We start from the raw sequence: 19,662 nt of genomic DNA on the forward strand, positions 1-19,662 counted from the left end.
CTTCAGGTAGGCCCTTCCCGAAAGTAAGTCCGCTGCCTACCTTGGGTTCCACACCGCAATCGAGAGGAATCCGAGATGATCGTCGTAACCGGGGCTACGGGGAACGTGGGCCGTCCGCTGGTCGAGACACTCGCCGCCGCAGGCAAGCCCGTGACCGCCGTGTCCAGAGGGGAGGCCGTGTTCCCGCCCGGCGTGGCGCACCGCCGGGCGGACCTGGCCGAACCGAGTTCGCTGAAGCCCGCCTTCGAAGGCGCCGAGGCGCTTTTCCTGCTCATCCGCGATCAGGAGCTCGAGGTGCGCCCCGTGGTCGACGCCGCCGTGGACGCGGGCATCGGTCGAATCGTGCTGCTCTCATCCGAGCTGGCCGCCACTCGGTCGGACGAATCGCAGCGGGCCTTCGAGGCCGTCGTGGTCGATTCGGGCCTGGCATGGACGATCCTGCGGCCGGGCGGGTTCGCGTCCAATGCGCTCCTGTGGGCCGAATCGGTGCGCCTGCACCGCACGGTCACCGCGCCGTTCGGCGATGTGGGCCTGCCGGTGATCGACCCGCTCGACATCGCCGAGGTCGCCGCGGCGGCGCTCACCGGGGACGACCACGCCGGGCGCGCGTATTTGCTGAGCGGCCCGGCGCTGGTCACGCCGCGAGAGCAGACCGCGGCGATCGCGGCGGCGATCGGCGAGCCGGTGTCGTTCGTCGAGCAGAGCCGAGCCGAGGCACGAGAGCAGTTCCTCCAGTTCTGGCCGGCCGAGGTCGTGGACGCTTCGCTTGCGGTGATCGGCACGCCCAACGAGGCCGAGCAGGAAGTCACCGGCGAGGTCGAGCGCGTGCTCGGGCGGCCCGCGACCCCGTTCAAGGAGTGGGCGAAGCGCAACGCGGACGCGTTCCGCTGAGCAGAGAGGGGCCGGGCCCGGGTTCCGCGGCGCTCGGCGCTCGGCGCTCGGCGCTCGGCGCTCGGCGCTCGGCGCTCGGCGCTCGGCGCTCGGCGCTCGAACAACGACTACCATCCCTAACCCCCACCCACCCAGGGGAACGGTAGTGGCAATCGTTCCGCGGAGGTACGACAGAAATCGGATGCCCCGGCTCCCTTGTCACCCGAACTAGTGGGGCCACGGTCGGCCGTCACCCGAGCCGCCGTGGCCCCGATCCCCAGGTTCGCCGCATACCGCCCGGGGCTCCTGGCGCTCGTGCACGAGACGCCGATGACGCATTTCCTGTCCCCTTCTCGCATGCGCCCGATGAGGAAGCGCTGCAAGCCGTCGCGGTCGAGCCGATCCCGATCGGCACAGTGTTCGGGCCGCTCGCGGCGGCCTGCGAGAATCGGGGTCCCGACCCGCCTCGCCCGAGGAGCGCACCCGCCATGACGCCGCCCGCCCACGCCGCCGAGGTCACCGTGTCCGAACGGGTGCGGCCGCAGGATCTGATTCTCTTCGCGATCACGGCCGTCGCCGTCGTCGCGACGCCGTGGATGCTGATGAGCGCCGGTTCCGAGCCGGTCTTCTATCGGGACTCCCGGGGCGTCGACACCGAGGCTCCCGCGTGGATGGGCGTGCTGGTCTACCTCGTTCCGCTGCTGGGCTGGTCCGGCATCAAGGCGTTCTACCTGCTGAAGAGCCCTACCGCGGCCGTCATCGGCCCCGACGGCGTCCGGTTGTTCGACGAGGGCGTCGGCGGACTGTACCTGCGGCACGACGAACCGAACGTGAACCTGCCGTGGGACGAGGTCTCCCGGGTGGTGCTGTGGCGACGCCGCCGGAAGTGGCTCGGGTTCATTCCGGTCTGGGAATCGCGGGTGGGCGTCGAGAAGACCACCGACTGGTACGGGGTCACGCAGCGGGAGCCGAGTGCGAAGCAACGGCAGAGCCGCGAGACGCGACCCGACGGTTCGCCGGTCCGCTTGGGCGCGATGCTCTACGCGCGGAGCATCCGACTGGGTTCCCACGGCGCGAGGGCGATCGCCACAGCGACGGCCCGGTTCGCCCCAGGTGTGGAGGTCGTCGACGAACGGTTCTTCGGCAAGCCGCAAGTCATCGAACCGGAGCCGAAGCGCGGCCGGAAGTCGTATTGAACCGGCCGCCCGTGCTCGCCTCGATCCGAAGTCTCAGGCGCGGTGCGAATCCTTTCGGCGGGCTCGGGCCTCTCATACCCGTACCGGTGAGCGCCGGTGCGGAATCCGGAGGTTCTCATGATCGTCGGCATCGCCATCGCCGTCGGGGTCGCACTCGTCGGCCTGTGCTCGTTCCACCTGGCCCGCAAGTGGAGGCGCGCCCGTGGCTGACTGGACCTGGCCCGGTGAGCGGTTGATCGCCGGAGCCCAGCGCGGCGACGTCGACGCGCTCACCGCGCTGGTGTCGGGCTCGCACCCGAACGTGCAGCGCTTCGCACGCACTCTCTGCGCCACCCCGGAGGACGCCGAGGACGCGGCGCAGGAGGCGCTGATCATCCTGTACCGCAAGATCGGGACGCTGCGGGCGTCGGGGGCGCTGGCCTCGTGGATGTTCCGCATCGTCCGCAACGAGTGCCTCCGGCGGATCCGGAAGCCGCGGACCGACGAGCCCGTCCCGGACGCTGCAGTGCGTTCGGCCGAGGACGAGGCGCTGCAACGCCTTGAGGCGAGCCGAGTGGCGGCGGCGATCGCCGCGCTCCCGCCGGAGCAGCGCCGGGCGCTGATCCTGCGCGACGTCCAGGGCTACAGCGGGCCCATGGCCGCCGATGCGCTCGGCATCAGCACGGCCGCCCTGAAGTCGCGCCTGCATCGCGCCCGCAGGGCCGTGCAGGAATCCCTCAGAACGGCGGACGAACCCGCGAACGGAGGCGCCCATGCAGGCGAAGGCTGAAGACCCGGTGACGCCGCCCGAAGGCCCGCAGTTCGCGAGCGCCTCCCTGCCACGGCACCTCGTCCGAGGCGTGATCGGCTTCGGCGGGCTGATCGGCTCGCTCGCGTTGCTGCCCGTGGTCGGGTGGATGAGCCTGCTGCTCTTGCCGATGGGTGTGCTCGCGCTGCGGGGGTGCCCGATGTGCTGGACGATCGGCCTGATCGAGACGGTCTCACGCGGCCGCCTGCGGCGCGAATGCGAGGACGGCCGGTGCAAGCTGGTCGCCTAGCGGGCCTTCGCGTCAGCCTTCGGGATAGAAGAGGAACAGGCGGCAGCCCGTCGTGGACTGGGGCACGTGGCTGGAGCCGGCCGGGCAGTGGATGAACGAGCCGGCCGGGTAGTCGCGCACGCCGTCGTTGAACACGCCCGAGACGACGAAGACCTCCTCCGGGCCGGGGTCGTGGACGTCCAGGTTCGGCCAGACCGCGCCCGGGGCGAGGTCGACCACGTAGGCCTTCCGGTCGGCCGGGCCCTTCCACAGCGGGCGCAGGGTGATGTCGTCGGTGTACCGCTGGGCCGGGACGTCGTCGACGTGCGACCAGACCATGTCGGTCATGGATCCTCCATATATCAGTGAGCGATGATATGAACGTAATATATCATCGACTTCTGATGGATTTCAACGACGTGGACGACCGGATGTTCGACATCGGCAAGGCCCTGAGCTGCCGACTCCGGCTGGCGCTGCTGCACACCCTCGCCGTCGGCGAGGCCTCGGTCGGCGAGCTGGTCGAGCGCACTGGCGCGAACCAGCCGAACGTCTCCAACCACCTGGGGGTGCTGCGGGAGGCCGGTCTGGTGACCGCCGAACGCTCCGGCCGCGTGATGCGGTACCGCCTGGCCTCGCCGAGCGTCCGCGAGCTGGTGAAAGCGATTGACGCGGTGACCGACGACCGGGCAGCATAGGCACCCTGCGATGACCGATCGATGGGACGCCAGTGCAACTCGGAGCCGACTACCGCAGGATCTGGCTCGGCAACGCGTCCGCGAACCTGGCCGACGGCATCACCTTCATCGCACTGCCGCTGCTGGCGACGAGGACCACTGACAGTCCCCTCGCCGTGGCCGGCCTGGCGGTCGCCTACTCGCTGTCGCGGATCGTCTCAGTGCTCGGTACCGGCGTGCTCATCGACCGGGTCGACCGGCGCCGACTGCTGTACCTCGCGAACGGCTCCCGAGCCGGGATGTTCGCCGTCCTGACGGGACTCGTGGTCCTGGACGCCGTCCCGATACGCCGGCGGGCCACGCCCGCCGCGATGATGGGACGCGTCGGATCGCTGGACGGCTTCGTCGGCCTCATCGGCCTCGCCGTCGGAGCGGGCGCGGGCGGGCTGCTCGCCTCAGAGCTCGGCTACCGGGCGCCGTTCGCGGTCGCCGCCGCCCTCTTCGCCGGTGCGGCAGTGCTGTGCCTGGTGTCGATCGGCGGTCTTCGCGAGTGGGAGGACGGCCAGGAGCGGGCGGGCTCGGCTCAGGCGATGCGGCGGTAGTCCAAGGCGAAGTCGTGCTGCCAGTCGGCGCCGTCGCGGCGCGTCTCCCACGTGCCGCTGACGGTGTCGCCGTCGTCCCCGATGGCGCCGGTGAAGCGCTGATGGAAGTCCAGGGGCGCGAAGTCGGGCGATTCACGGCGGAGCGTCCACACTCGGCCGTCGAACGTCATCGCGTACAGACGCGCGACGCCCCGCGAGTCGAAGTAGTGCTGCGTATAGCTGCCGTCGGCCGATTCGGTGCCGATGATCGCCAGGCTGTCGGGCACGTCCGAGTCCGGCACCTCAGTGCGCTGCAAGAGGAATTGGCGGTCCAGGGCCCACTCGAACCGGCTCCGCGCCGCAGGGCCGGGCTCGGGTCGGTCATCGGTGGACCGGACTTCCAGGGTCCACTCGCCGACCAGAACGTCGAGACGTTGCAGTGCCTCCGCACGGCCATCGGTCATGAGGTTCGCTCCACTTTCACCTGACGGTGGTCCTTCCGCTCGCCGACACCGGTCGCGACCGCCGGGGAGCCGTCGCCGAACCGATCCGCTCTCATCCTCCCATCCCGATCGTTGGAGGTCCAGTTCGGTACGGTGTGACAGATTCCAGTTCAGCTCGACACAGACGGAGCAAGGAGTGTTCTCGCGAGTGCCCCGAGACGGTCAGTCGGTCGCGGCCTGCTCGAACACGAGGGCCGCCCCGAGCGCGGCCTCGGCGGGCACGAACGGTCGCCCGTCGGCGGTTCGCCGGACCGGGACCCCTTGCGATCGCAGATGGCCCTCGGCGGCGGTCAGGTCCGTGACTTCGATCGTGTAAGCGCTCAAACTCGGTGTGACGTAAGGCTTCTCCCCCGGCAGGCGAGCCTCCAGCGCAGCAGCGGTGGTGAGGGCGAGACGGCTCGAACCGAGGTCGAACACCGCACTCGGACCGTCGAAGGCGGCGGCCCGGCCCAGATAACGCTCGTAACGCGAAGTGGTCGCCGTCAACTGGTCCTCGTCCACGCAGATGACGCACTCGGCGAGGCGCACGGCGCCGTTGGGGTGGTCGAGACCCGTCTGCGCGTCGAGGAGTTCGGCTGGAACGTCCTCGGCGACGCCGACGCGGCCCTCGGGGACCATGCCGGGCGGCGAGCCCGGGTCGTCGTCGTTGATCTCGAGGAACTTGATCGTGCCGAGCTTCGTGCCTTCAGCGGTGGCGACCGGCCGCTGCGCGGTGCGGGCACCGCTGCTCCCGACGCCGTTCGCCTCCAAGCGGGCAGCGGTCGTCTCGGCGTCGTCGCAGGCGAAGACGAGGATGTGAGCGCCTTCGGCGATGGCGAGGCGCGCTTCGAGGTTCGCGACGGTCTGGCCGATCACCGCTCGGGTCGCGGCGAGATGCTCGTCGGGGACCTGCAACGGGATCAGTCGCGCGACCTCGGGCAGCCGGTCGCTCTGCTGCGGCGCGAGAGCGAGCAGTTCGATGAAACCACGCGGGAAGTCCGCATGGGTGTTGCCCGCGCCGACAGGCTCGGGCTCTTCGCCCGGCGAGGGCGGGAGCGCGGGGTAGGCCGGGGCGCCGATCTGGAAGCCGAAGCGGCGGAACGCGTCCAAGGCCGCGTCCATATCGCGGACGATGAGTCCGATGTGGTGGATGCTGGTGATGTCGTCGACGGCCATGTCGAGGCCCCTTCAGGTGAGTGGTGGTTTCAGTCGGCGGCGGTGCCGTAGGCGACGCGACGGTATTCGCCGGCGACGCCGGTGAACGCCTCGATGACGTGGGGCGCGGCGGCGGCGTAGCGGTCGGGAGCGGGTGTTTCGGAGGGTTCGAAGGACCGGCGGATCACGTCGGCGAGCCGGTCGGCGCGGTGTTCGAGCGACCGGCTCGGGTCGGTCGCCTGGAGCGGATCGGAGGTGAAGAAGCCGTAGGCGACCGCCTGGATCCCGTACTCGACGTCGGCGAGGTCGGTGTGCGCACGGAGGAGTCCGTGGTCCGCGAGTGCGCTGAGATAAGCGCGCGAGCCGATCGGCTTCGACGCGCGCAGTCCGGCTCGCGCGGGGTGCCGCGCGAAGGCGTCGAGTTCGGAGACGTCGGCGCTGAAGATCGTCGTGAGGACGGGGCGCCGCATCGCCTCCAGGAAATGCCGCCGCAGGTAACGGTGGGGGGCCGCCTCGGCCGGATCCTCCCTGACGGCGGCGACGACGAGGTCGAGCATCGCGGCGGCCTCGCGGGCGCCGACCGCCAGCAGCAGGTGGTCGCGACTGCCCCAATGCAGGTAGACGGTGCCCTTGCCGACTCCGGCGCGAGCGGCGACCTCTTCGATGCGAATCCGGCGCGAACCGGTGGCGAGCAGCAGCTCGGCCGCGGCATCGAGCAGCGCGTCGGCACGCTGAGTCAAATCGGTGCGCTGGGTCCTCGCCATTCTCACCTCCAGGTCGGATCAACTCATGACCAGATGATCATTCTAGTCATGAGTTTCGCAATGCTGGTCGGGACGGGAGGGGCCGCTTCGAGGAAGCCCTGGTCGGTTTCGGCGTCGTGTCGATGCGGCCCGACCCCGCTCCTACGACCACGCCCGTACAGGAGCGCTGTGACGCATGGCTTCGCTGCGAGCGCATCGCGTCCGAACAGGACAGGATCTGCACGGCATCGGGCATCGAGGATCGAGGATCGAGATGGACGATCACCGTCCGAGAAGCCGACGAAACGGGCCCGGTGACCGAGTCACCGGGCCCGTGGTCGTTCGCGGGTAATGAAGTGCGGCGCTTACGCTGCGAGCATCAGGTCAGACCCGTGCACCGCGAACTCCTGCCCCGTCGTCGGGAAGGAGGCCGGAACCGAAGCGCCCAGCGTGAGGTTCACTTCGATCACCGAGTCGGGGACTACATCGACCTCGACCGTCGCGGAACCGGACTCGGCGTCCACCGCCTCCAACTGCGACGGCCCGGAGCCGGGTGCGAAGGTCCAGTACCGACCGTCGGCGCCCGAGACGCCGTGATGACCGGAGGCCGTGTGGGTGACGACCGCGCCCGCGACCGGCGCCCCGTTCTGGTCCGTGACCGTGCCCCGCACCAATCCGCCCGGGATCGGCACGCAGTCGGCCACGCCCCCGACGAGGACGTCGTCGATCTGCCACCAGTAACCCGATCGGTAGGCATGGTAGTAGTGGAATTTGAGCTGGGCCTCTTGCGCTCCGGCCCATGCGCTCAAGTCGACCGTCACCGTGCTGTCGCGCACCGCGGACTCGGCCGCCCAGGCCTCCTCCCAGGTCTGGCCGCCGTCGACGCTGATCGCCACGTCCGCCTGCGAATACGGCGCGATCCCGTAGAAGTCGGTGGCGAAGGACAAGACCGGTTCCGCGGCACTCGACAGGTCGAAGACCGGCGAGATGAGGTCCGTGTCCATGGTTCCGCCGCCCGGCGGCCGAGCCATGGCGAATCCGCCCGAGCCCGGCGTCTGGTTGCCGGTGTTGTGGGGGTCGTCGAAGATCCACGGCGCGGGGCCGCGGTTGACCACGGTCCAGCCCACCGGCGCAGTCCCGGATTCGAAACCAGTGCCCAGCGGGTCGAATGCGTATCCCGGAGCCGTGCAACCGGCCGCGACCGGCACCTCGATGAGCACGTCGCCCGCGTCCACATCGACATGGACGGTCTGGTACCCGGTGTATTCGGTCTTGACGACCAGTTCCACGCCGCCGGTCGGCAGCGTCAGTTCGAACCGTCCGGTGAGCGGATCGGTCGTCGTGGACACTTCACCGCCCGCTGAGGCGACCGTCGCCGCCAGCGGCCAGCCGTGGCCGGAACCGTCGACGACCGTGCCGGTGACCACCGTGGTGGCGAGCGGAGTCAGCGCCGCATCGAACACGGCCGTCTGGCCGGACGACACGTTCACCGTCCCCGTGAACGGCTCATAGCCGAACTTCGTGGCACGCACCGTGTGCTGCCCGGTCAAGGCGAACTTCACGGTGTAGGTGCCGTCGGGCCCGGTCGTGGCGCGGCGGTCGAACGCTCCGTCGAAGACCAGTTCCACGCCCTCCAGGGGTGCGCCGTCCACATCGGTGATAGTGCCGCTGATGGAACCGGATTCGCCTTCGGGGAGCGCATCAATGGCCGCGAGCGCGTCGATGCGCCCGTGCCCGTGCACGTTGTTCGCTTCCTCGGTGCCGCCGCACTGGTCGTCCTCGGCGAAGCGGGCCGACTCGGTGAGCATTTCGTAGACCAGGTCGTAGTCGCCCCGGAAGGCCGGTTCGGCCTCCATCATCAAGGCTATGGCGCCGGCGACGTGCGGTGCTGCCATCGAGGTGCCGCTCAGCCGGGTGTAATTGTTGCCGGGCACTGAGGAGTAGACGAGGACGCCGGGCGCGGACACGTCGGGCTTGACCCGCCCGTCGCTGGTGGGCCCGCGGGAGGAGAAGTCGGCGATCGCACCGCTGGTGCCGTACGCGCCCACGGCGATCACGTTGGGGTAGCCGCCGGGCGAATTGGTGGTGACGCACGCCGGCCCGCTGTTGCCCGCGGCGAACACCGGGATGATCCCGGCGGCGTGCCACAGGTTGACGATGTCCCGGTAGTACGGGTCGCTGTCCGACGACTCCCGGCCCCAGGAGTTGTTGACGATGTCGGGCGCCTTGGACGGGTCGGGGTTGTTCCCCTGCGAGTCGGTCGGCGCGGTGACCCACTGGCCGGCCTTCAGGACCGATTCCATGCTGTAGCCGTAGTAATTGGCGGCGATCCACTCGGCGCCGGGCGCGACGCCGATCTGGTTGCCGGCGCCGTCGTCGCCGACCATGGTCCCCACCGTGTGGGTGCCGTGGCCCTCGGCGCTGAAGTCGCACGGCGTGCCGCCGCAGTTGCCCTCGACGTCGTAGAAGTTGTAGTCGTGGGTGAAGGTGCCGTCGCCGTTGTTGCCCCGGTACTGCTCAACGAGCGCCGGGTGGTCGTATTGGACGCCGGAGTCGATGCTGGCGATCACGACGCCTTCGCCGGTGACGCCGAGCTGTTCCCAGACGCTGGGCGCGTTGATGTCCTCGACGCCCCAACCGGTGGAGGCCGTCCCCATGAGAGGCTCGACCGGTTCCACGGGCTTCACCACGGGGGCATCGACGACCGCCGCGACCTCGTCGAAGGCGGTGACGGTCTCGAGCAGCTCGATCCCGCCGGTCACTTTGATCGACGATGAGGCCCAAAAGGACTCGTACTCGACGCCCGCTTCCTCAAGGGCGGCGGTCAGGTCGGCCTGGGAGGACTCGGCGAACGCCATCGCCGCCTCCACAGCGGCTTTCCCCTTGTCGGCCTTGGTTTCTGCGTTGAATGCGGCCGAGTAGTCCGGGGCGCCGTGGAACTGGACCCAGAGTTCGGCTTCGCCTTCGTCTTCGATCTCGGCCAGAAGGGTGGGTTCGGCCTTCTGCTCGATCAGTGCTGTCGCGTCGGAATCGGTCTGTGCCCAGGCGGGTGCGGCAACGGCGAAGGCCGATGCGAGCGCTCCCACGAGCGAGACGGCGAGTACTCGACGCCATCGTTGCGTACGTGACAAGATGGCTCCTTGCTTGGCGGAGGCGGCACCGGGGTGGGCGGTGCCGATCGCGATCAGGATGCGAAGTGATGTGGTTCCTTGCCTCCCACCATGACAGACCAACGTCACAGTCCAAAATAGGCATTTCGGCGAAATCGCAGTGAACTATATGGAATGCCGCGATGAAGTGTCCCAACTCACAGTGAGGGATCGGCTCCGTTGCACGCAGAACGCCCCGCCTTCGAGCGAAGGCGGGGCGGGACGTCTGAGTTGGGGTTTTGGGCGCTCAGCCTCGGTCGGCGACGCGCAGCAGGCCCGTGAAGTCGGCGGCGGAGAGGTCGAACACCGGAGAATCGTGGCCGAGTTTGGAGTCCCGGACCTGGAAGCCGACGGCGGTGTTCCGAGCTTCAACGCAGTCAGTCTGTGCGGTGTTGTTGCTCCGTGAGCTCTTCCGCCAAGACTGACGGCACTCCACGCAGTCTGCGTCAGCAGTATCGCTACTGCGGGTGCTCTTCCGCCAGCCGGTGAACTCAGCCATCGAGGAACCTTCCAATCCGTTGCGCATCAGCCCGCAGAAGGCTGCACCTCTGATCATACAAGCCAAGTTTCTCGGGGTCGACGACGTGACGGCTCTGGTCGAGTGCTTCTACGTATACGAAGTCTGGTCCCGCATCTGGCCGACCTTCCGCTTTGAAGCTCTCGAACGCAAATGGCGCTAGGAACGGCGATCGCACCACTTGCACCTTGCAGCCCGGCAGCGAGTCGATCGTTACCAACCGCTCGATCTGGTCCGTCTTCTCCTTGGAGGTAAGACGGTCCAGGTAGCCGAACGCGCTCGCAGGCAGGTAGAACTCCCCCTCGAGAGGGTCACCGTCTTGGAGGCGACCAAAGAAGTCGTTACCACGACGTTCCTTTCGCTTCCAGTGCTTGACTTTCTGAGCCGGATCATCGAGCGGATCTGGCAACAACTTCATGTGGAACGCTTCGGTCTGGACCAAGCCAGGAAACAACACCGGATTCCACTTGAACACGCTGCCGTATGTACGCTCCGCCGCTTCTACGATGAACAGGTTGCGCTTGTCAAGGTCCGACACGACCTCCGATCCCTGGTTGAGTTGTTCTCTGACGTGCTCCATGTAGGCCTTGCGCGCCGGATCGGCTTCGGTCTCATCGCAGATGAACCGAATGTTGGCCACATCAGGCAGTCGCTCACCGTTCAGCCAGGATCGGACCGTGTTGACGTGCTTGCCGAGCACGCGGGCGAGTTGCGGGGCGTTCCACCCCTTCTCGTGCATAAGCGCATTGATTTCGGCCACCAGGTAGGCCTTGATCAGCTTCCTGTACCGAGTCGGAGAAGACATCGCGGCGCTCCCTACGCTGTGGAATTTACCGGTGGTAATGATGATCCCACGTTCTGCGCCAATCGCACTCATCGACACTGCACCCATTCCTGGTGCACAAGATGGGGCCACAACATTTCACTCCAAATGTTGTGGCCCCATCTTGTGACACGTTCCGCGGGCATCGGAAGTCATTGGGTTGCATACCATTTTACCAGGCAAAACATGGCTTATGTTGGAGGCGTCGCGGGCCGGTGGCTCTACCCGCGATCGGTGGATAGCCGGGGAGCCGCTGCCTTCCAATGATCCTCGGCGGCTCTCCGGCGCTACCACTGTCGGCTATCTGACACTCTCCATTGGAGGTCGTGATGCACTACCGCACCGCCCATTCGAAGCACGAGCCGAATCAGGCCGATCCGTTGGAACGGGGGCAGTTCGGCGAAGGCGGCCACGTCTTCGTCGTCTGCGCGTCGAGCCTCGACGCGCCCGACTCGTTCCAGGTCTACACCAAGGGAAACCGCGCCGATGTCGTTCTGATCGTCTCCGGCCTCAACTCGGGGAATCTGCACGCGACCTGGAGCAGCGAGTGGCGCGGGTTCGCCCCGGAATGGCGGGAATGGTTGAGGGCCAACGCCTTCCACGTCTTCTACAACGGCGACGCGCCCATGTCGATCGAGTCCGCGGCCGACCCGTGCGCGGGGAAGGTGCGTCACTGCAATGGTTGAGACCGCCTTCGACCAGTCTCCGGACGACGAGCACCGCCTCGGCAAGTTCCGCCGCGGTCCCGCCGAGTTCTCGGTGGTCTTCCTCGACTCGCCGCCGGGTGCTCCGACCCTCTACCGGGTCGACTGCGACGACGGCGTCGGACCGCGCGAAGTCTGCCGGTTCGGCGATGACGCCGACGAGCCCGCGGTCTGGCGCGGCGCGTGGAACGGGGACGAGTGGTGCGGCTGGATCATGGAGCGGGCGCGCGAGCTGGTCGCGCGCCCCAGCCAGTACGACTACTGAACGCCGCTTCGTTCCGGCCAGGACTGTTGATCTTATACCCCTATGGGGTATGGTGCGGGGAGGCGACGCCGGGTGCGCCGCCTCCCCTCCGGGTCGCAGCCCTGTACGTCGAACCGCCGTGCCGGTGCTCGGCCGCGCCACCCCGCGGAACGGACGATGCCATGACACGCAGACTCGCGCGTATCGCGCTCGTCGCAGCGCTCATGGTCGGCGTGGTCGCCATGCACTCGTCCACCCACCCGGGCCCCTCCGAGCCTGATGAAGCCGGAGTCGTGGCCGTCCATCACCACATGGGCCATGGAGCCGAGGGGCATCGCGCGGTTCCCATGCGCGGCTCGGAATCCGGCGGCCTTCACGCAGACACCCGGCACGGCTCGGATGACGAGGGCGATGCGCTCGGAGCGCTTTCCATGCTGGGCCTCGTGCTCTGCGGCGGCATCCTGCTCCGGGTCGCGTTCGAAGTGCTGCGCCAGGTCTGGCCGCGCCTGGCCGCGAGCATCACCGGGCTTCCCGTCTCGCCCGAGTTCCGGGCGCCGTCGACGCGGTTCCGCCATCCGCCCCCGCTGCTGGAACCCACGTCCCTGCTGCTCAGTCGGATCGCGCTGCTGCGGATCTAGATTCGGCCCCCGCCAGGGGATCGATCACCGAATCAACCTTCACGGCAACGTCATCTGAAAGGCAATCCCTCATGCGTGCCCTGACACGTCGTCCCACCCTGCGCGCCGGAGCCGTCGCGCCGCCCCCGGCCCCCTTCCTCGCCAAGCTCCTGGTCTCCGGCGCGGGGATCATGAGCCTCGCCAACTCGATCACCATGCCGTTCCTGGCAGTCTTCCTGCGCCGCGAACTCGGCCTGGATCCCGCCGCCATCGGGCTCCTCATCGGGTCCTCGGTGCTCTTCTCGATCACCGCCGGTTTTCTCGGCGGCACGCTGTCCGACGTCTTCGGCCGCGCGCCGGTCCTGCTGGCGGGACTGCTCGGCGTGGTCGCCTCCTTCATCGGCTTCTTCGTCGCCGAGCACGTCCTGGTGGTCTTCGCGTGCGTCGCCGCGATGGCCCTGTCCACCAGTTCCTTTGCGCCGGTGGGCAAGGCCCTGCTCAGCGATCTGCTCCCAGAAGGGGACCGGGTCCGCTGGTTCTCGTACCAGTACCTCGCCACCAACGTCGGGTACGCCGTGGGCCCGCTCCTCGGCGTCGCGCTCGGTCTGGCCGGGGGTCGGGCGGGGTTCCTCGCCGCCGCGATCGTCTACGGCGTCTACCTCGCCGTGCTCGCCGTCGCGATCAGGACCACGAGGGTCGCCCCGGCCGAGGCGTCCGCTGAGGGGGAACCGCAGCGCGGCATGGATCGGTTCCTCGGCAGCTTCCGGGCCGTGGCCGGCGACATGCGGCTCTTGTGCTTCCTCGCGGCCGGGCTGCTGCTCGAAGCCGTGCACCTCCGCGTCTCGGTGCTGCTGGCCCAGGATCTGGACATCGGCTTCGCGGACGGCACGCGGATCCTCGCGGCGGTGATGACGACGAACGCGATCACCGTGGTGGTCTTCCAGCTGTCCGCGTCGAAGCTCGTTCTGAAGCGGGACCCGGTGACGGCGATCGTCATCGGCGCGCTGCTGATGTTCGCGGGCATGGCCGGGTTCGCCGTGGCGGGCTCGCTGTGGCAGTTCGTGGCCGCGATGGTCGTGTTCAGCATCGGCGAGACGTTCATCGTGCCCTCCGAGTTCGCCGTCATCGACCGGATCGCGCCGCCCGACCGCCGCGGCGCCTACTTCGGGGCGCAGACCTTCACGCAGCTGGGCGGGTTCGTCGGCCCGTTCCTCGGCGGCGTGCTGCTGTCCACTTGGAACGGTGCGGCGATGTTCCTCGGCGTCGGCTCGCTCGCGCTCCTGAGCTCGGTGGCCTATCTGACCGCGGGACGGCGCATTCCCGGACTCATGGGGCGGGAACGCGGCGCGAGTGGTTCTGCGGCATGAACCGCGTCTCTATTCCGGCGGATACCGAGAGTAGTCTGCAAGAGCCAGCTGTCACCTTGCTAGCCTTGCGTTCCGAGAGGATCACCCCATGAGCCGGACCACCCTCACCGCCAGCATCGTGAACGCCGCGCTCGCGCCCGCCTCAGGCGGCCGCAAGCGCCCGAAGGAGGCCTGGGCGAAGGCCGTCGAGCAGGTCGAGAAGGCCACCGGATGGTCGACCAAGGGCGAGGAGCAGTTCGTCGCCGACCTGGGGTTCCACCTGCGCTGCCTCGCCGACGAGCCGAAGCTGACGCCGTTCGGCTGGCAGTCCGCCATCGGGGACGCGAAGGCGCGTCTGGAGAACCGGCTGCGCATTCGGGAGCGGATCATCGAGCACCCCGAGATCGCCGACGAGCCTATCGTCGACCCGGTGTTCGTCGTCGGTCTGCCGCGCACGGCGACGACGTTGGCCCACAAGATCCTCGCCGCTTCCGACGACCACCGGGGGCCGCTGCTGTGGGAGATGCTCCGCACGGACGTCCCGATCGATCCGGCCGAAGCCGCGAAGACGATCAAGATGATCGACAGCGGCGCCCGCATGATGGTCAGGTTCGCGCCGTCGTGGGAGGTCATCCACCCGATCCGCTCCACCGCGCCCGAAGAGTCGATGTTCATCCTGCCGCACCACACCTACCACCTCGCGTTGCGCGCGGCGCTGCCCGAGTACCGGGCCTGGCTGGGCGAGCGCGACTACACGGCCGACTATGTGTACCTGAGGCGGGCGCTCCAGGTGCTGCAGTACGGGCGCGAGCGGAAGCGATGGACGTTGAAGTATCCGGCCCACCTGAACGACCTCGAGGTGATCCGCAAGGTCTTCCCCGACGCGAAGTTCGTGTGGACGCACCGCGACCCGAGCACGGTGATGGGCTCGGTGTGCAGCCTGATGGAGACGTCCTGGTCGCTCTACCAGCGCCGTCCCGACCTGCGACAGATCGGCGAGGTCGCACTGGGACTGCTGACCGAGTCGATCGAGAGGGGCCGCCAGTCTCGGCAGCGGCTCCCGGGCGGATCGATCGTGGACGTCCCCTACCACCGGCTCAATTCCGATCCCGTGAACGAGGTCCCGAAGCTCTACGAGGCCCTGAACGCGAAGTGGACCGAGAAGGACGCCGCGAACCTGGAGAACGTGCTCGCGCGGCCGCAGGCCGACCGCCGCCACGAGTACACGCTGTCGAGGTACGGCCTGGACATCCAGAGCATCGAGGACGCCTTCGGCGACTACACCGCGCTCTGCGGGAACTTCAACACCCGCTGAACGGCGAGCCGCGCGCCCCCACGCCCTGCTCGGCACCCTCAGCGGCGGCCCGTCCGCCGGGCGCCGCCCGGCGACGCGGGCGCGGCGCACCTGCTTCGCTCGCCTCCCCCGAATCCGCGCATACGCCGACGCCTGCCGGCGGCACCGACCGGACCCGGCCCGGGTCCGTTCTCATCCGAGGAGGGGCCGGGCCGGGGCCGTCAACGGTCGGCCCGCTCGTTGCGAGGGACCGGCGGCCGGTCGCGAGTCCGGTCAGTGCCCGGCGGGGAGCCGGTCGAGGAAGCTCGCGATGAGCGGGGCGATCTCGGGCAGGTGCGTCTCGAGTGCGAAGTGGCCGGTGTCGAAGAGGTGGAGTTCGGCTTCGGGCACGTCCGCGAGATACGCGCGAGCGCCCGGTTCGGGGAAGAACGGGTCCTTCGCGCCCCAGGTGATGAGCGTCGGCGGGGTGTGCTCGCGCAGCCATGCCTGCCACGACTCGTACCGGTCCACGTTCGACCGGTAGTCGAAGGCCAGCGCGACCTGCGCGTCCTTGCGGCCGGGGAGGTCGAGGTAGTGCTGGTCGAGCAGCCAGCCATCCGGAGCGATCAGGCTCGGGTCGGCGACGCCCGCCTCGTACTGGAACCGGGTGCCGTCGAGGGTCAACAGGCCGCGGACGGTCGCCTCGGCGTCGGGCTGTTCGCGGCGGAGCGCGATGAAGTCGCGGGCGGCCTCCGACAGGCCCTCGGTGTAGGCGTTGCCGTTCTGCACCACCAGGCCGGTGATCCGGTCCGGGCGGCGTTCGGCGATGCGGAATCCGATCGGGGCGCCGAAGTCGAAGACGTACATGGTGAAGCGGTGCAGGCCGATGCGGTCGATGAATCCTTCGACGACGTCGGCGAGGCGGTCGAAGGTGTACTCGAAGCCTTCGGGGGCCCGGGTCCGGCCGAATCCGGGGTAGTCGGGGGCGATGAGGCGGTAGTCGGCGCCGAGGGCGTCGATGAGGCCCCGGAACTGGTGTGAGGCCGAGGGGAAGCCGTGCAGCAGCAGGAGGACGGGGGCATCGGCGCGGTCGGGCCGGGACTCGCGATAGGCGACCTCGACGCCGTCGATGTCGATGCTGCGGTGGTGGACGCGGGGGAGGCGGCTCATTTTTCACATGCTTTCTATCGTTGTTTATGCATTAGTATAGGCACGGCTATCTAATGGATGTGACAGTCGAAGTATGATTAGCATCATGAACACTCCGTCGCCCTTGGTCGGCGAGCCGCTGGCGATCGACCTGGTCAACACCCTCACCGGCGAAGGGGATCTGCTCGCCACGCCGGAGCAGCTGGGAACCTGGCTCGCCCTCGAAACCCCCCGGTATCCCGCGTTCGCGGGACACCGCTCGGGCCGTCCCGCGCTCGCGGCGGCGCTGGCCGTCCGCGAGCACGCCGCCGCGGCCTTCTCGGCCCTGCTCGAGGGCCGTCGCCCGCCCGAAGCGGCACTCCGCGGTCTCGCCGCCGCGGTCAACGCCGCGCCCGGTCGGGTCCGCCTCGCATGGGAGGGCACGGCCGTCACCGCGACCGTCGAACGCGACGGCACTGCCGCCGAACGCCTCGCCGCTGACCTCGCGCAGGCCGCCGTCGACGTGCTCATCAGCCCCGACGTCGCGAAGCTCAAGCGCTGCGGGGCGGACGACTGCGTGCTCATCTTCCTGGCCGCGCACCCGCGCCGCCAGTGGTGCTCGGCCGAGCGCTGCGGCAACCGCGTCCGCGTCGCCCGCCATTACCGACGCCGGAAGGCCGATCGCGCCAAGGACTGAAGCCCGGAGACCGCGACCGGCACGGGGACTCCGACCGGCGCCGCTCAAGGCCGCCTTGCGAGCACCCCGGTCGGCGCGTCTCACGACGACGCTTGAAATGGAGCACCTGAGTCGACGGCCCCGGCGGCGATCCGGGAGCGCTTGTCGTCACCGTAGTCGCGGCAGCAGGTCGCATACTTGCGGACGTCCCTGGCGCACTGCTCGGCGCTGAGGTTCAGAGGACCCCGCCGCCTCGAACCGCCGGGCCCTTTCCCCGAGCGGGGCTTCAGCACCGCAACCAGGTCGTCCATTCCGGAATCGAGTCGATCATGGTGGTCAGGGCAACGACGGAGAGCCGGACCGCCCGGGTGAACTCGGCGTGCAGTTCGGGTCCGCCGCCGCGGTGACCGCAGGCCATCCACAGCTCCCAGGCCGTGGAGGCGAGGCGGCCGGCGAGCATCCCGGTGAAGGCCCGCTCGTCGGTCGGTCCGGCGCTGCCGCCCGCTGCGAGGTAACCCGAAAGGCATTGCTCCACAGTGGTCCTGTCGGCCTCCATGGTGCGGATGTCGGTCCCGTCCAGTCCGAAGGCGGTCGCGACCAACTCCCACCACGGCACCCCCGGCGCGGCGCCGTCGAAGTCGAGCAGGGCCGGGCCGTCGGCGGTGAGCAGGAGGTTGGCGAAGCTGATGTCGCTGTGGACGACGAGCTTCTGCGGCGGCGACGCCCGGGCCGCCTCGATGATCGGTTCGATGTACCTCGCGGCGTCCCCGAGCGCCCGAGCCGCCTCCTCGTCCAGGACTCCGAGGCCGACCGCCTGGGCCAGCCAATCGTCCCAATCGGACTCGGGATGGACGTTGAAGGCGTAGTCGATCACCGGATCGGCCGGGATCGCGAGCCGTTCGAGTGCGGCGATGGTCGCGCCCGTCCACGCCGCCACCGCCGGCGCGAGGGGCGAGGCGGGATGCTCGCCGTCGAGGAACCGCAGGGCCCTGGCGTAGCGGCCCTCATCGATCGGCTGCCACAGCCCCACCGCGGCCGCCTCGGGAATGAACGGCTCGGGCATCGCGACGCCGGCCCGCCAGGCCCCGAGCTCCAGCTCCCCCGCCTGCTCGATCGCCCGGGAGTAGTCGCCCCAGTCGTCGTTGACCTTCACCACCCAGGCCCCGGAGCCGGTGTCGACCCTCCACGCCCACGCGCCCTCGACGTCCTTGAGCACCGTCGCGGGTCGCCGCGCCTTGCCGAGGCCGAGCCGCTCGGCCACCCGCGCTGGATCCATGCCGAGCATTCAACCCCGTGCCGGATTCGGGCACAACGGGTTTAGTCGCCGTCGAGGTCGGTGCGCTGACGGACGACGCGGAGGTCGTCGCCGTCCCAGGCCATCTCGTAGAGCTTGCCGCGAGCGCCGGTGAAAGGCCGGTGCAGCACGAGCATGAGTTCGCCTTCGAAGGCGGTGAACAGCATCCCGTGGCCCGAGTCGCCGCGGACCAGCGGTTCGCGCTGCTCCCACGGGCCTTCGAGGCGAGCCGAGCGCGAGGCCGCCCAGGTCTGGACGTAGTCGCCGTCGACGCCGCCTCCGCTGAGCCGGTTCTTCTCGTAGGTCGACCACAGGCAGATCAGCGCGCCGCCGGGCGCGCGGTGGAGCTGGGGCCCGTCGGTGACGTACGGGGCGAGCTGGTGCGGCACGCCCGCCGGGAGGTCGCGGGTGAGCCACGGGGCGTCGGAGCCTTTGAAGAGCATGACCGCGTCGCCCGCGACGGCGTCCAGGTCGTCGGACAGCGGGAACGCCTCGATGGTGCCGTCGATGCGTTGGAGCCATTCGTTGGCGTAGACCATCCAGGGGCGGCCGTCGTCGTCGGTGAAGAGCGTCCCGTCGAGGGTCATCAGCTCGGGCGGCAGGATCGGCGCCTCGGGCTTGAGCATGCGGAACGGGCCGGTGAGGGCGTCGGCGACAGCGACGATCGTGGAACGCCGGTAGTTCGGCAGCTGGAACGGGGTGCCGTACTCCCCCGGCTGCGGGACCGGGAGCGGCGCTTCCGCGTTGTGGAGCGTCGTGAACAGGTACCAGCGGCCGTTCCAGCGATGGACTTCCGGCGCCCAGGCGCCGTGGACCGCCCACGGCTCGTCTTCCTCGTCGACGCGGAAGACCGGGACGGGCTCGGCCCATTCGCGCAGGTTCGGGGACCGGTAGCACATCGTGCCGACCCCGGCGTCGGACAGCGGGCCGGTGGCCTCGGCGGTGAAGCCCTGGTTGGCGGTGTAGAGGTGGTACAGGCCGGTCTCGGCGTCCGCGACGATGTACGGGTCGTGCAGCGGCATCTCGGGGAGGCGCAGCGGGAAGGCGGTCGGCTCGCTCATGGAGAAAACGCTATCAAAGGCCGATCAGGGATCACGCCGCGTTCACGGACCTCCGCGGCGAAAAGCGGTGGACACGGCCGACGAGCGCGCACTAAGTTCTGCCGCGCAGG

Annotated in this window: 22 protein-coding genes; 12 read left to right on the forward strand and 10 right to left on the reverse strand. The window is 69.2% G+C overall.

Translation table 11 applies throughout. From position 1 onward, the window contains the following. The first annotated feature begins 75 nt into the window (after nucleotides 1-75). The 4 genes from K3N28_RS18455 (at nucleotide 76) to K3N28_RS18470 (ending at nucleotide 3,103) form a co-directional block, all read left to right on the forward strand. Nucleotides 76-891, forward strand: coding sequence for an NAD(P)H-binding protein (locus K3N28_RS18455; RefSeq protein ID WP_228094226.1), 816 nt, complete (start codon nucleotides 76-78; stop codon nucleotides 889-891). Between the two features lie 467 nt (nucleotides 892-1,358). Further along, nucleotides 1,359-2,066 (forward strand): hypothetical protein, encoded by a 708-nt coding sequence (locus K3N28_RS18460; RefSeq protein ID WP_228094227.1) that lies wholly within the window; start codon nucleotides 1,359-1,361, stop codon nucleotides 2,064-2,066. 202 nt (nucleotides 2,067-2,268) lie between these two features. Next, nucleotides 2,269-2,835 (forward strand): RNA polymerase sigma factor, encoded by a 567-nt coding sequence (locus tag K3N28_RS18465; RefSeq protein WP_228094228.1) that lies wholly within the window; start codon nucleotides 2,269-2,271, stop codon nucleotides 2,833-2,835. Further along, the gene (locus tag K3N28_RS18470; RefSeq protein WP_228094229.1) at nucleotides 2,819-3,103 is read left to right on the forward strand and encodes a hypothetical protein; all 285 of its coding nucleotides are present in this window, start codon (nucleotides 2,819-2,821) and stop codon (nucleotides 3,101-3,103) included. The genes K3N28_RS18465 and K3N28_RS18470 overlap by 17 nt, the downstream gene beginning before the upstream one ends. A gap of 12 nt (nucleotides 3,104-3,115) precedes the next feature. Here the strand turns inward: K3N28_RS18470 and K3N28_RS18475 are convergent, their stop codons facing one another. Further along, nucleotides 3,116-3,430 (reverse strand): cupin domain-containing protein, encoded by a 315-nt coding sequence (locus K3N28_RS18475; RefSeq protein ID WP_228094230.1) that lies wholly within the window; start codon nucleotides 3,428-3,430, stop codon nucleotides 3,116-3,118. Nucleotides 3,431-3,486: 56 nt separating this feature from the next. Here K3N28_RS18475 and K3N28_RS18480 point away from each other — a divergent pair, with 56 nt between their 5' ends. Continuing rightward, complete coding sequence (locus tag K3N28_RS18480) at nucleotides 3,487-3,780, forward strand: helix-turn-helix transcriptional regulator (protein ID WP_228094231.1); 294 nt, start codon at nucleotides 3,487-3,489, stop codon at nucleotides 3,778-3,780. A 32-nt stretch (nucleotides 3,781-3,812) separates the two neighbouring features. Continuing rightward, complete coding sequence (locus K3N28_RS18485) at nucleotides 3,813-4,361, forward strand: MFS transporter (RefSeq protein WP_228094232.1); 549 nt, start codon at nucleotides 3,813-3,815, stop codon at nucleotides 4,359-4,361. On the opposite strand, the gene K3N28_RS18490 is transcribed toward K3N28_RS18485, so the two are convergent. From K3N28_RS18490 to K3N28_RS18515, 6 genes are all read right to left on the reverse strand, one after another. Beyond that, nucleotides 4,343-4,804 (reverse strand): hypothetical protein, encoded by a 462-nt coding sequence (locus K3N28_RS18490; RefSeq protein WP_228094233.1) that lies wholly within the window; start codon nucleotides 4,802-4,804, stop codon nucleotides 4,343-4,345. The two genes, K3N28_RS18485 and K3N28_RS18490, sit on opposite strands and share 19 nt — an antisense overlap. Before the next feature lie 201 nt (nucleotides 4,805-5,005). Beyond that, the gene (locus tag K3N28_RS18495) at nucleotides 5,006-5,998 is read right to left on the reverse strand and encodes a VOC family protein (protein WP_228094234.1); all 993 of its coding nucleotides are present in this window, start codon (nucleotides 5,996-5,998) and stop codon (nucleotides 5,006-5,008) included. Between the two features lie 29 nt (nucleotides 5,999-6,027). Next, the gene (locus tag K3N28_RS18500) at nucleotides 6,028-6,741 is read right to left on the reverse strand and encodes a TetR/AcrR family transcriptional regulator (RefSeq protein ID WP_228094235.1); all 714 of its coding nucleotides are present in this window, start codon (nucleotides 6,739-6,741) and stop codon (nucleotides 6,028-6,030) included. 344 nt (nucleotides 6,742-7,085) lie between these two features. Continuing rightward, on the reverse strand, nucleotides 7,086-9,851 hold the full coding sequence (locus tag K3N28_RS18505; protein ID WP_228094236.1) for a S8 family serine peptidase: 2,766 nt from the start codon (nucleotides 9,849-9,851) through the stop codon (nucleotides 7,086-7,088). A gap of 265 nt (nucleotides 9,852-10,116) precedes the next feature. Beyond that, nucleotides 10,117-10,368: a DUF397 domain-containing protein gene (locus K3N28_RS18510; RefSeq protein WP_228094237.1), complete on the reverse strand. Its 252-nt coding sequence runs from the start codon at nucleotides 10,366-10,368 to the stop codon at nucleotides 10,117-10,119. Further along, a complete protein-coding gene (locus K3N28_RS18515; RefSeq protein WP_228094387.1) occupies nucleotides 10,361-11,263 on the reverse strand; it encodes a Scr1 family TA system antitoxin-like transcriptional regulator in 903 nt (300 codons plus the stop codon). The genes K3N28_RS18510 and K3N28_RS18515 overlap by 8 nt, the downstream gene beginning before the upstream one ends. A 275-nt stretch (nucleotides 11,264-11,538) precedes the next feature. On the opposite strand from K3N28_RS18515, the gene K3N28_RS18520 reads away from it, so the two are divergent. The 5 genes from K3N28_RS18520 to K3N28_RS18540 all read left to right on the forward strand — a co-directional run bounded on the left by K3N28_RS18520 (nucleotide 11,539) and on the right by K3N28_RS18540 (nucleotide 15,435). Next, nucleotides 11,539-11,895 (forward strand): hypothetical protein, encoded by a 357-nt coding sequence (locus tag K3N28_RS18520; protein ID WP_228094238.1) that lies wholly within the window; start codon nucleotides 11,539-11,541, stop codon nucleotides 11,893-11,895. Continuing rightward, entirely contained in the window at nucleotides 11,888-12,178 is a 291-nt protein-coding gene (locus K3N28_RS18525) for a hypothetical protein (protein ID WP_228094239.1), read from the forward strand. The genes K3N28_RS18520 and K3N28_RS18525 overlap by 8 nt, the downstream gene beginning before the upstream one ends. Nucleotides 12,179-12,339: 161 nt before the next feature. Further along, nucleotides 12,340-12,795 (forward strand): hypothetical protein, encoded by a 456-nt coding sequence (locus K3N28_RS18530; protein WP_228094240.1) that lies wholly within the window; start codon nucleotides 12,340-12,342, stop codon nucleotides 12,793-12,795. A 71-nt stretch (nucleotides 12,796-12,866) separates the two neighbouring features. Beyond that, nucleotides 12,867-14,141: an MFS transporter gene (locus K3N28_RS18535; protein WP_228094241.1), complete on the forward strand. Its 1,275-nt coding sequence runs from the start codon at nucleotides 12,867-12,869 to the stop codon at nucleotides 14,139-14,141. A gap of 88 nt (nucleotides 14,142-14,229) precedes the next feature. Next, the gene (locus tag K3N28_RS18540; RefSeq protein WP_228094242.1) at nucleotides 14,230-15,435 is read left to right on the forward strand and encodes a sulfotransferase; all 1,206 of its coding nucleotides are present in this window, start codon (nucleotides 14,230-14,232) and stop codon (nucleotides 15,433-15,435) included. A gap of 252 nt (nucleotides 15,436-15,687) precedes the next feature. On the opposite strand, the gene K3N28_RS18545 is transcribed toward K3N28_RS18540, so the two are convergent. Beyond that, nucleotides 15,688-16,563, reverse strand: coding sequence for an alpha/beta fold hydrolase (locus K3N28_RS18545; protein WP_228094243.1), 876 nt, complete (start codon nucleotides 16,561-16,563; stop codon nucleotides 15,688-15,690). 85 nt (nucleotides 16,564-16,648) lie between these two features. Between K3N28_RS18545 and K3N28_RS18550 the strand changes: the two genes are divergently transcribed. Beyond that, nucleotides 16,649-17,218: an ABATE domain-containing protein gene (locus K3N28_RS18550; protein WP_228094244.1), complete on the forward strand. Its 570-nt coding sequence runs from the start codon at nucleotides 16,649-16,651 to the stop codon at nucleotides 17,216-17,218. 265 nt (nucleotides 17,219-17,483) lie between these two features. Here K3N28_RS18550 and K3N28_RS18555 read toward each other — a convergent pair whose 3' ends face one another. After that, on the reverse strand, nucleotides 17,484-18,473 hold the full coding sequence (locus K3N28_RS18555) for an aminoglycoside phosphotransferase family protein (protein ID WP_228094245.1): 990 nt from the start codon (nucleotides 18,471-18,473) through the stop codon (nucleotides 17,484-17,486). Between the two features lie 41 nt (nucleotides 18,474-18,514). Continuing rightward, nucleotides 18,515-19,552 (reverse strand): glycoside hydrolase family 43 protein, encoded by a 1,038-nt coding sequence (locus K3N28_RS18560; RefSeq protein ID WP_228094246.1) that lies wholly within the window; start codon nucleotides 19,550-19,552, stop codon nucleotides 18,515-18,517. Nucleotides 19,553-19,662 lie beyond the last annotated feature (110 nt).

Origin of the sequence: Glycomyces sp. TRM65418 (assembly GCF_019710475.1) — a bacterium.
Classification (GTDB): domain Bacteria; phylum Actinomycetota; class Actinomycetes; order Mycobacteriales; family Micromonosporaceae; genus Glycomyces.

Excerpts from the sequence above, each read along its gene's own strand:
- K3N28_RS18495 (WP_228094234.1), bottom strand. The coding sequence starts at position 5,998 with ATGGCCGTCGACGACATCACCAGCATCCACCACATCGGACTCATCGTC.
- K3N28_RS18555 (WP_228094245.1), bottom strand. The coding sequence starts at position 18,473 with ATGGATCCAGCGCGGGTGGCCGAGCGGCTCGGCCTCGGCAAGGCGCGG.
- K3N28_RS18525 (WP_228094239.1), top strand. The coding sequence starts at position 11,888 with ATGGTTGAGACCGCCTTCGACCAGTCTCCGGACGACGAGCACCGCCTC.
- K3N28_RS18520 (WP_228094238.1), top strand. The coding sequence starts at position 11,539 with ATGCACTACCGCACCGCCCATTCGAAGCACGAGCCGAATCAGGCCGAT.
- K3N28_RS18455 (WP_228094226.1), top strand. The coding sequence starts at position 76 with ATGATCGTCGTAACCGGGGCTACGGGGAACGTGGGCCGTCCGCTGGTC.
- K3N28_RS18470 (WP_228094229.1), top strand. The coding sequence starts at position 2,819 with ATGCAGGCGAAGGCTGAAGACCCGGTGACGCCGCCCGAAGGCCCGCAG.
- K3N28_RS18530 (WP_228094240.1), top strand. The coding sequence starts at position 12,340 with ATGACACGCAGACTCGCGCGTATCGCGCTCGTCGCAGCGCTCATGGTC.
- K3N28_RS18510 (WP_228094237.1), bottom strand. The coding sequence starts at position 10,368 with ATGGCTGAGTTCACCGGCTGGCGGAAGAGCACCCGCAGTAGCGATACT.
- K3N28_RS18475 (WP_228094230.1), bottom strand. The coding sequence starts at position 3,430 with ATGACCGACATGGTCTGGTCGCACGTCGACGACGTCCCGGCCCAGCGG.
- K3N28_RS18550 (WP_228094244.1), top strand. The coding sequence starts at position 16,649 with ATGAACACTCCGTCGCCCTTGGTCGGCGAGCCGCTGGCGATCGACCTG.
- K3N28_RS18535 (WP_228094241.1), top strand. The coding sequence starts at position 12,867 with ATGCGTGCCCTGACACGTCGTCCCACCCTGCGCGCCGGAGCCGTCGCG.
- K3N28_RS18480 (WP_228094231.1), top strand. The coding sequence starts at position 3,487 with ATGGATTTCAACGACGTGGACGACCGGATGTTCGACATCGGCAAGGCC.
- K3N28_RS18540 (WP_228094242.1), top strand. The coding sequence starts at position 14,230 with ATGAGCCGGACCACCCTCACCGCCAGCATCGTGAACGCCGCGCTCGCG.
- K3N28_RS18500 (WP_228094235.1), bottom strand. The coding sequence starts at position 6,741 with ATGGCGAGGACCCAGCGCACCGATTTGACTCAGCGTGCCGACGCGCTG.
- K3N28_RS18515 (WP_228094387.1), bottom strand. The coding sequence starts at position 11,263 with ATGAGTGCGATTGGCGCAGAACGTGGGATCATCATTACCACCGGTAAA.
- K3N28_RS18545 (WP_228094243.1), bottom strand. The coding sequence starts at position 16,563 with ATGAGCCGCCTCCCCCGCGTCCACCACCGCAGCATCGACATCGACGGC.
- K3N28_RS18490 (WP_228094233.1), bottom strand. The coding sequence starts at position 4,804 with ATGACCGATGGCCGTGCGGAGGCACTGCAACGTCTCGACGTTCTGGTC.
- K3N28_RS18460 (WP_228094227.1), top strand. The coding sequence starts at position 1,359 with ATGACGCCGCCCGCCCACGCCGCCGAGGTCACCGTGTCCGAACGGGTG.
- K3N28_RS18560 (WP_228094246.1), bottom strand. The coding sequence starts at position 19,552 with ATGAGCGAGCCGACCGCCTTCCCGCTGCGCCTCCCCGAGATGCCGCTG.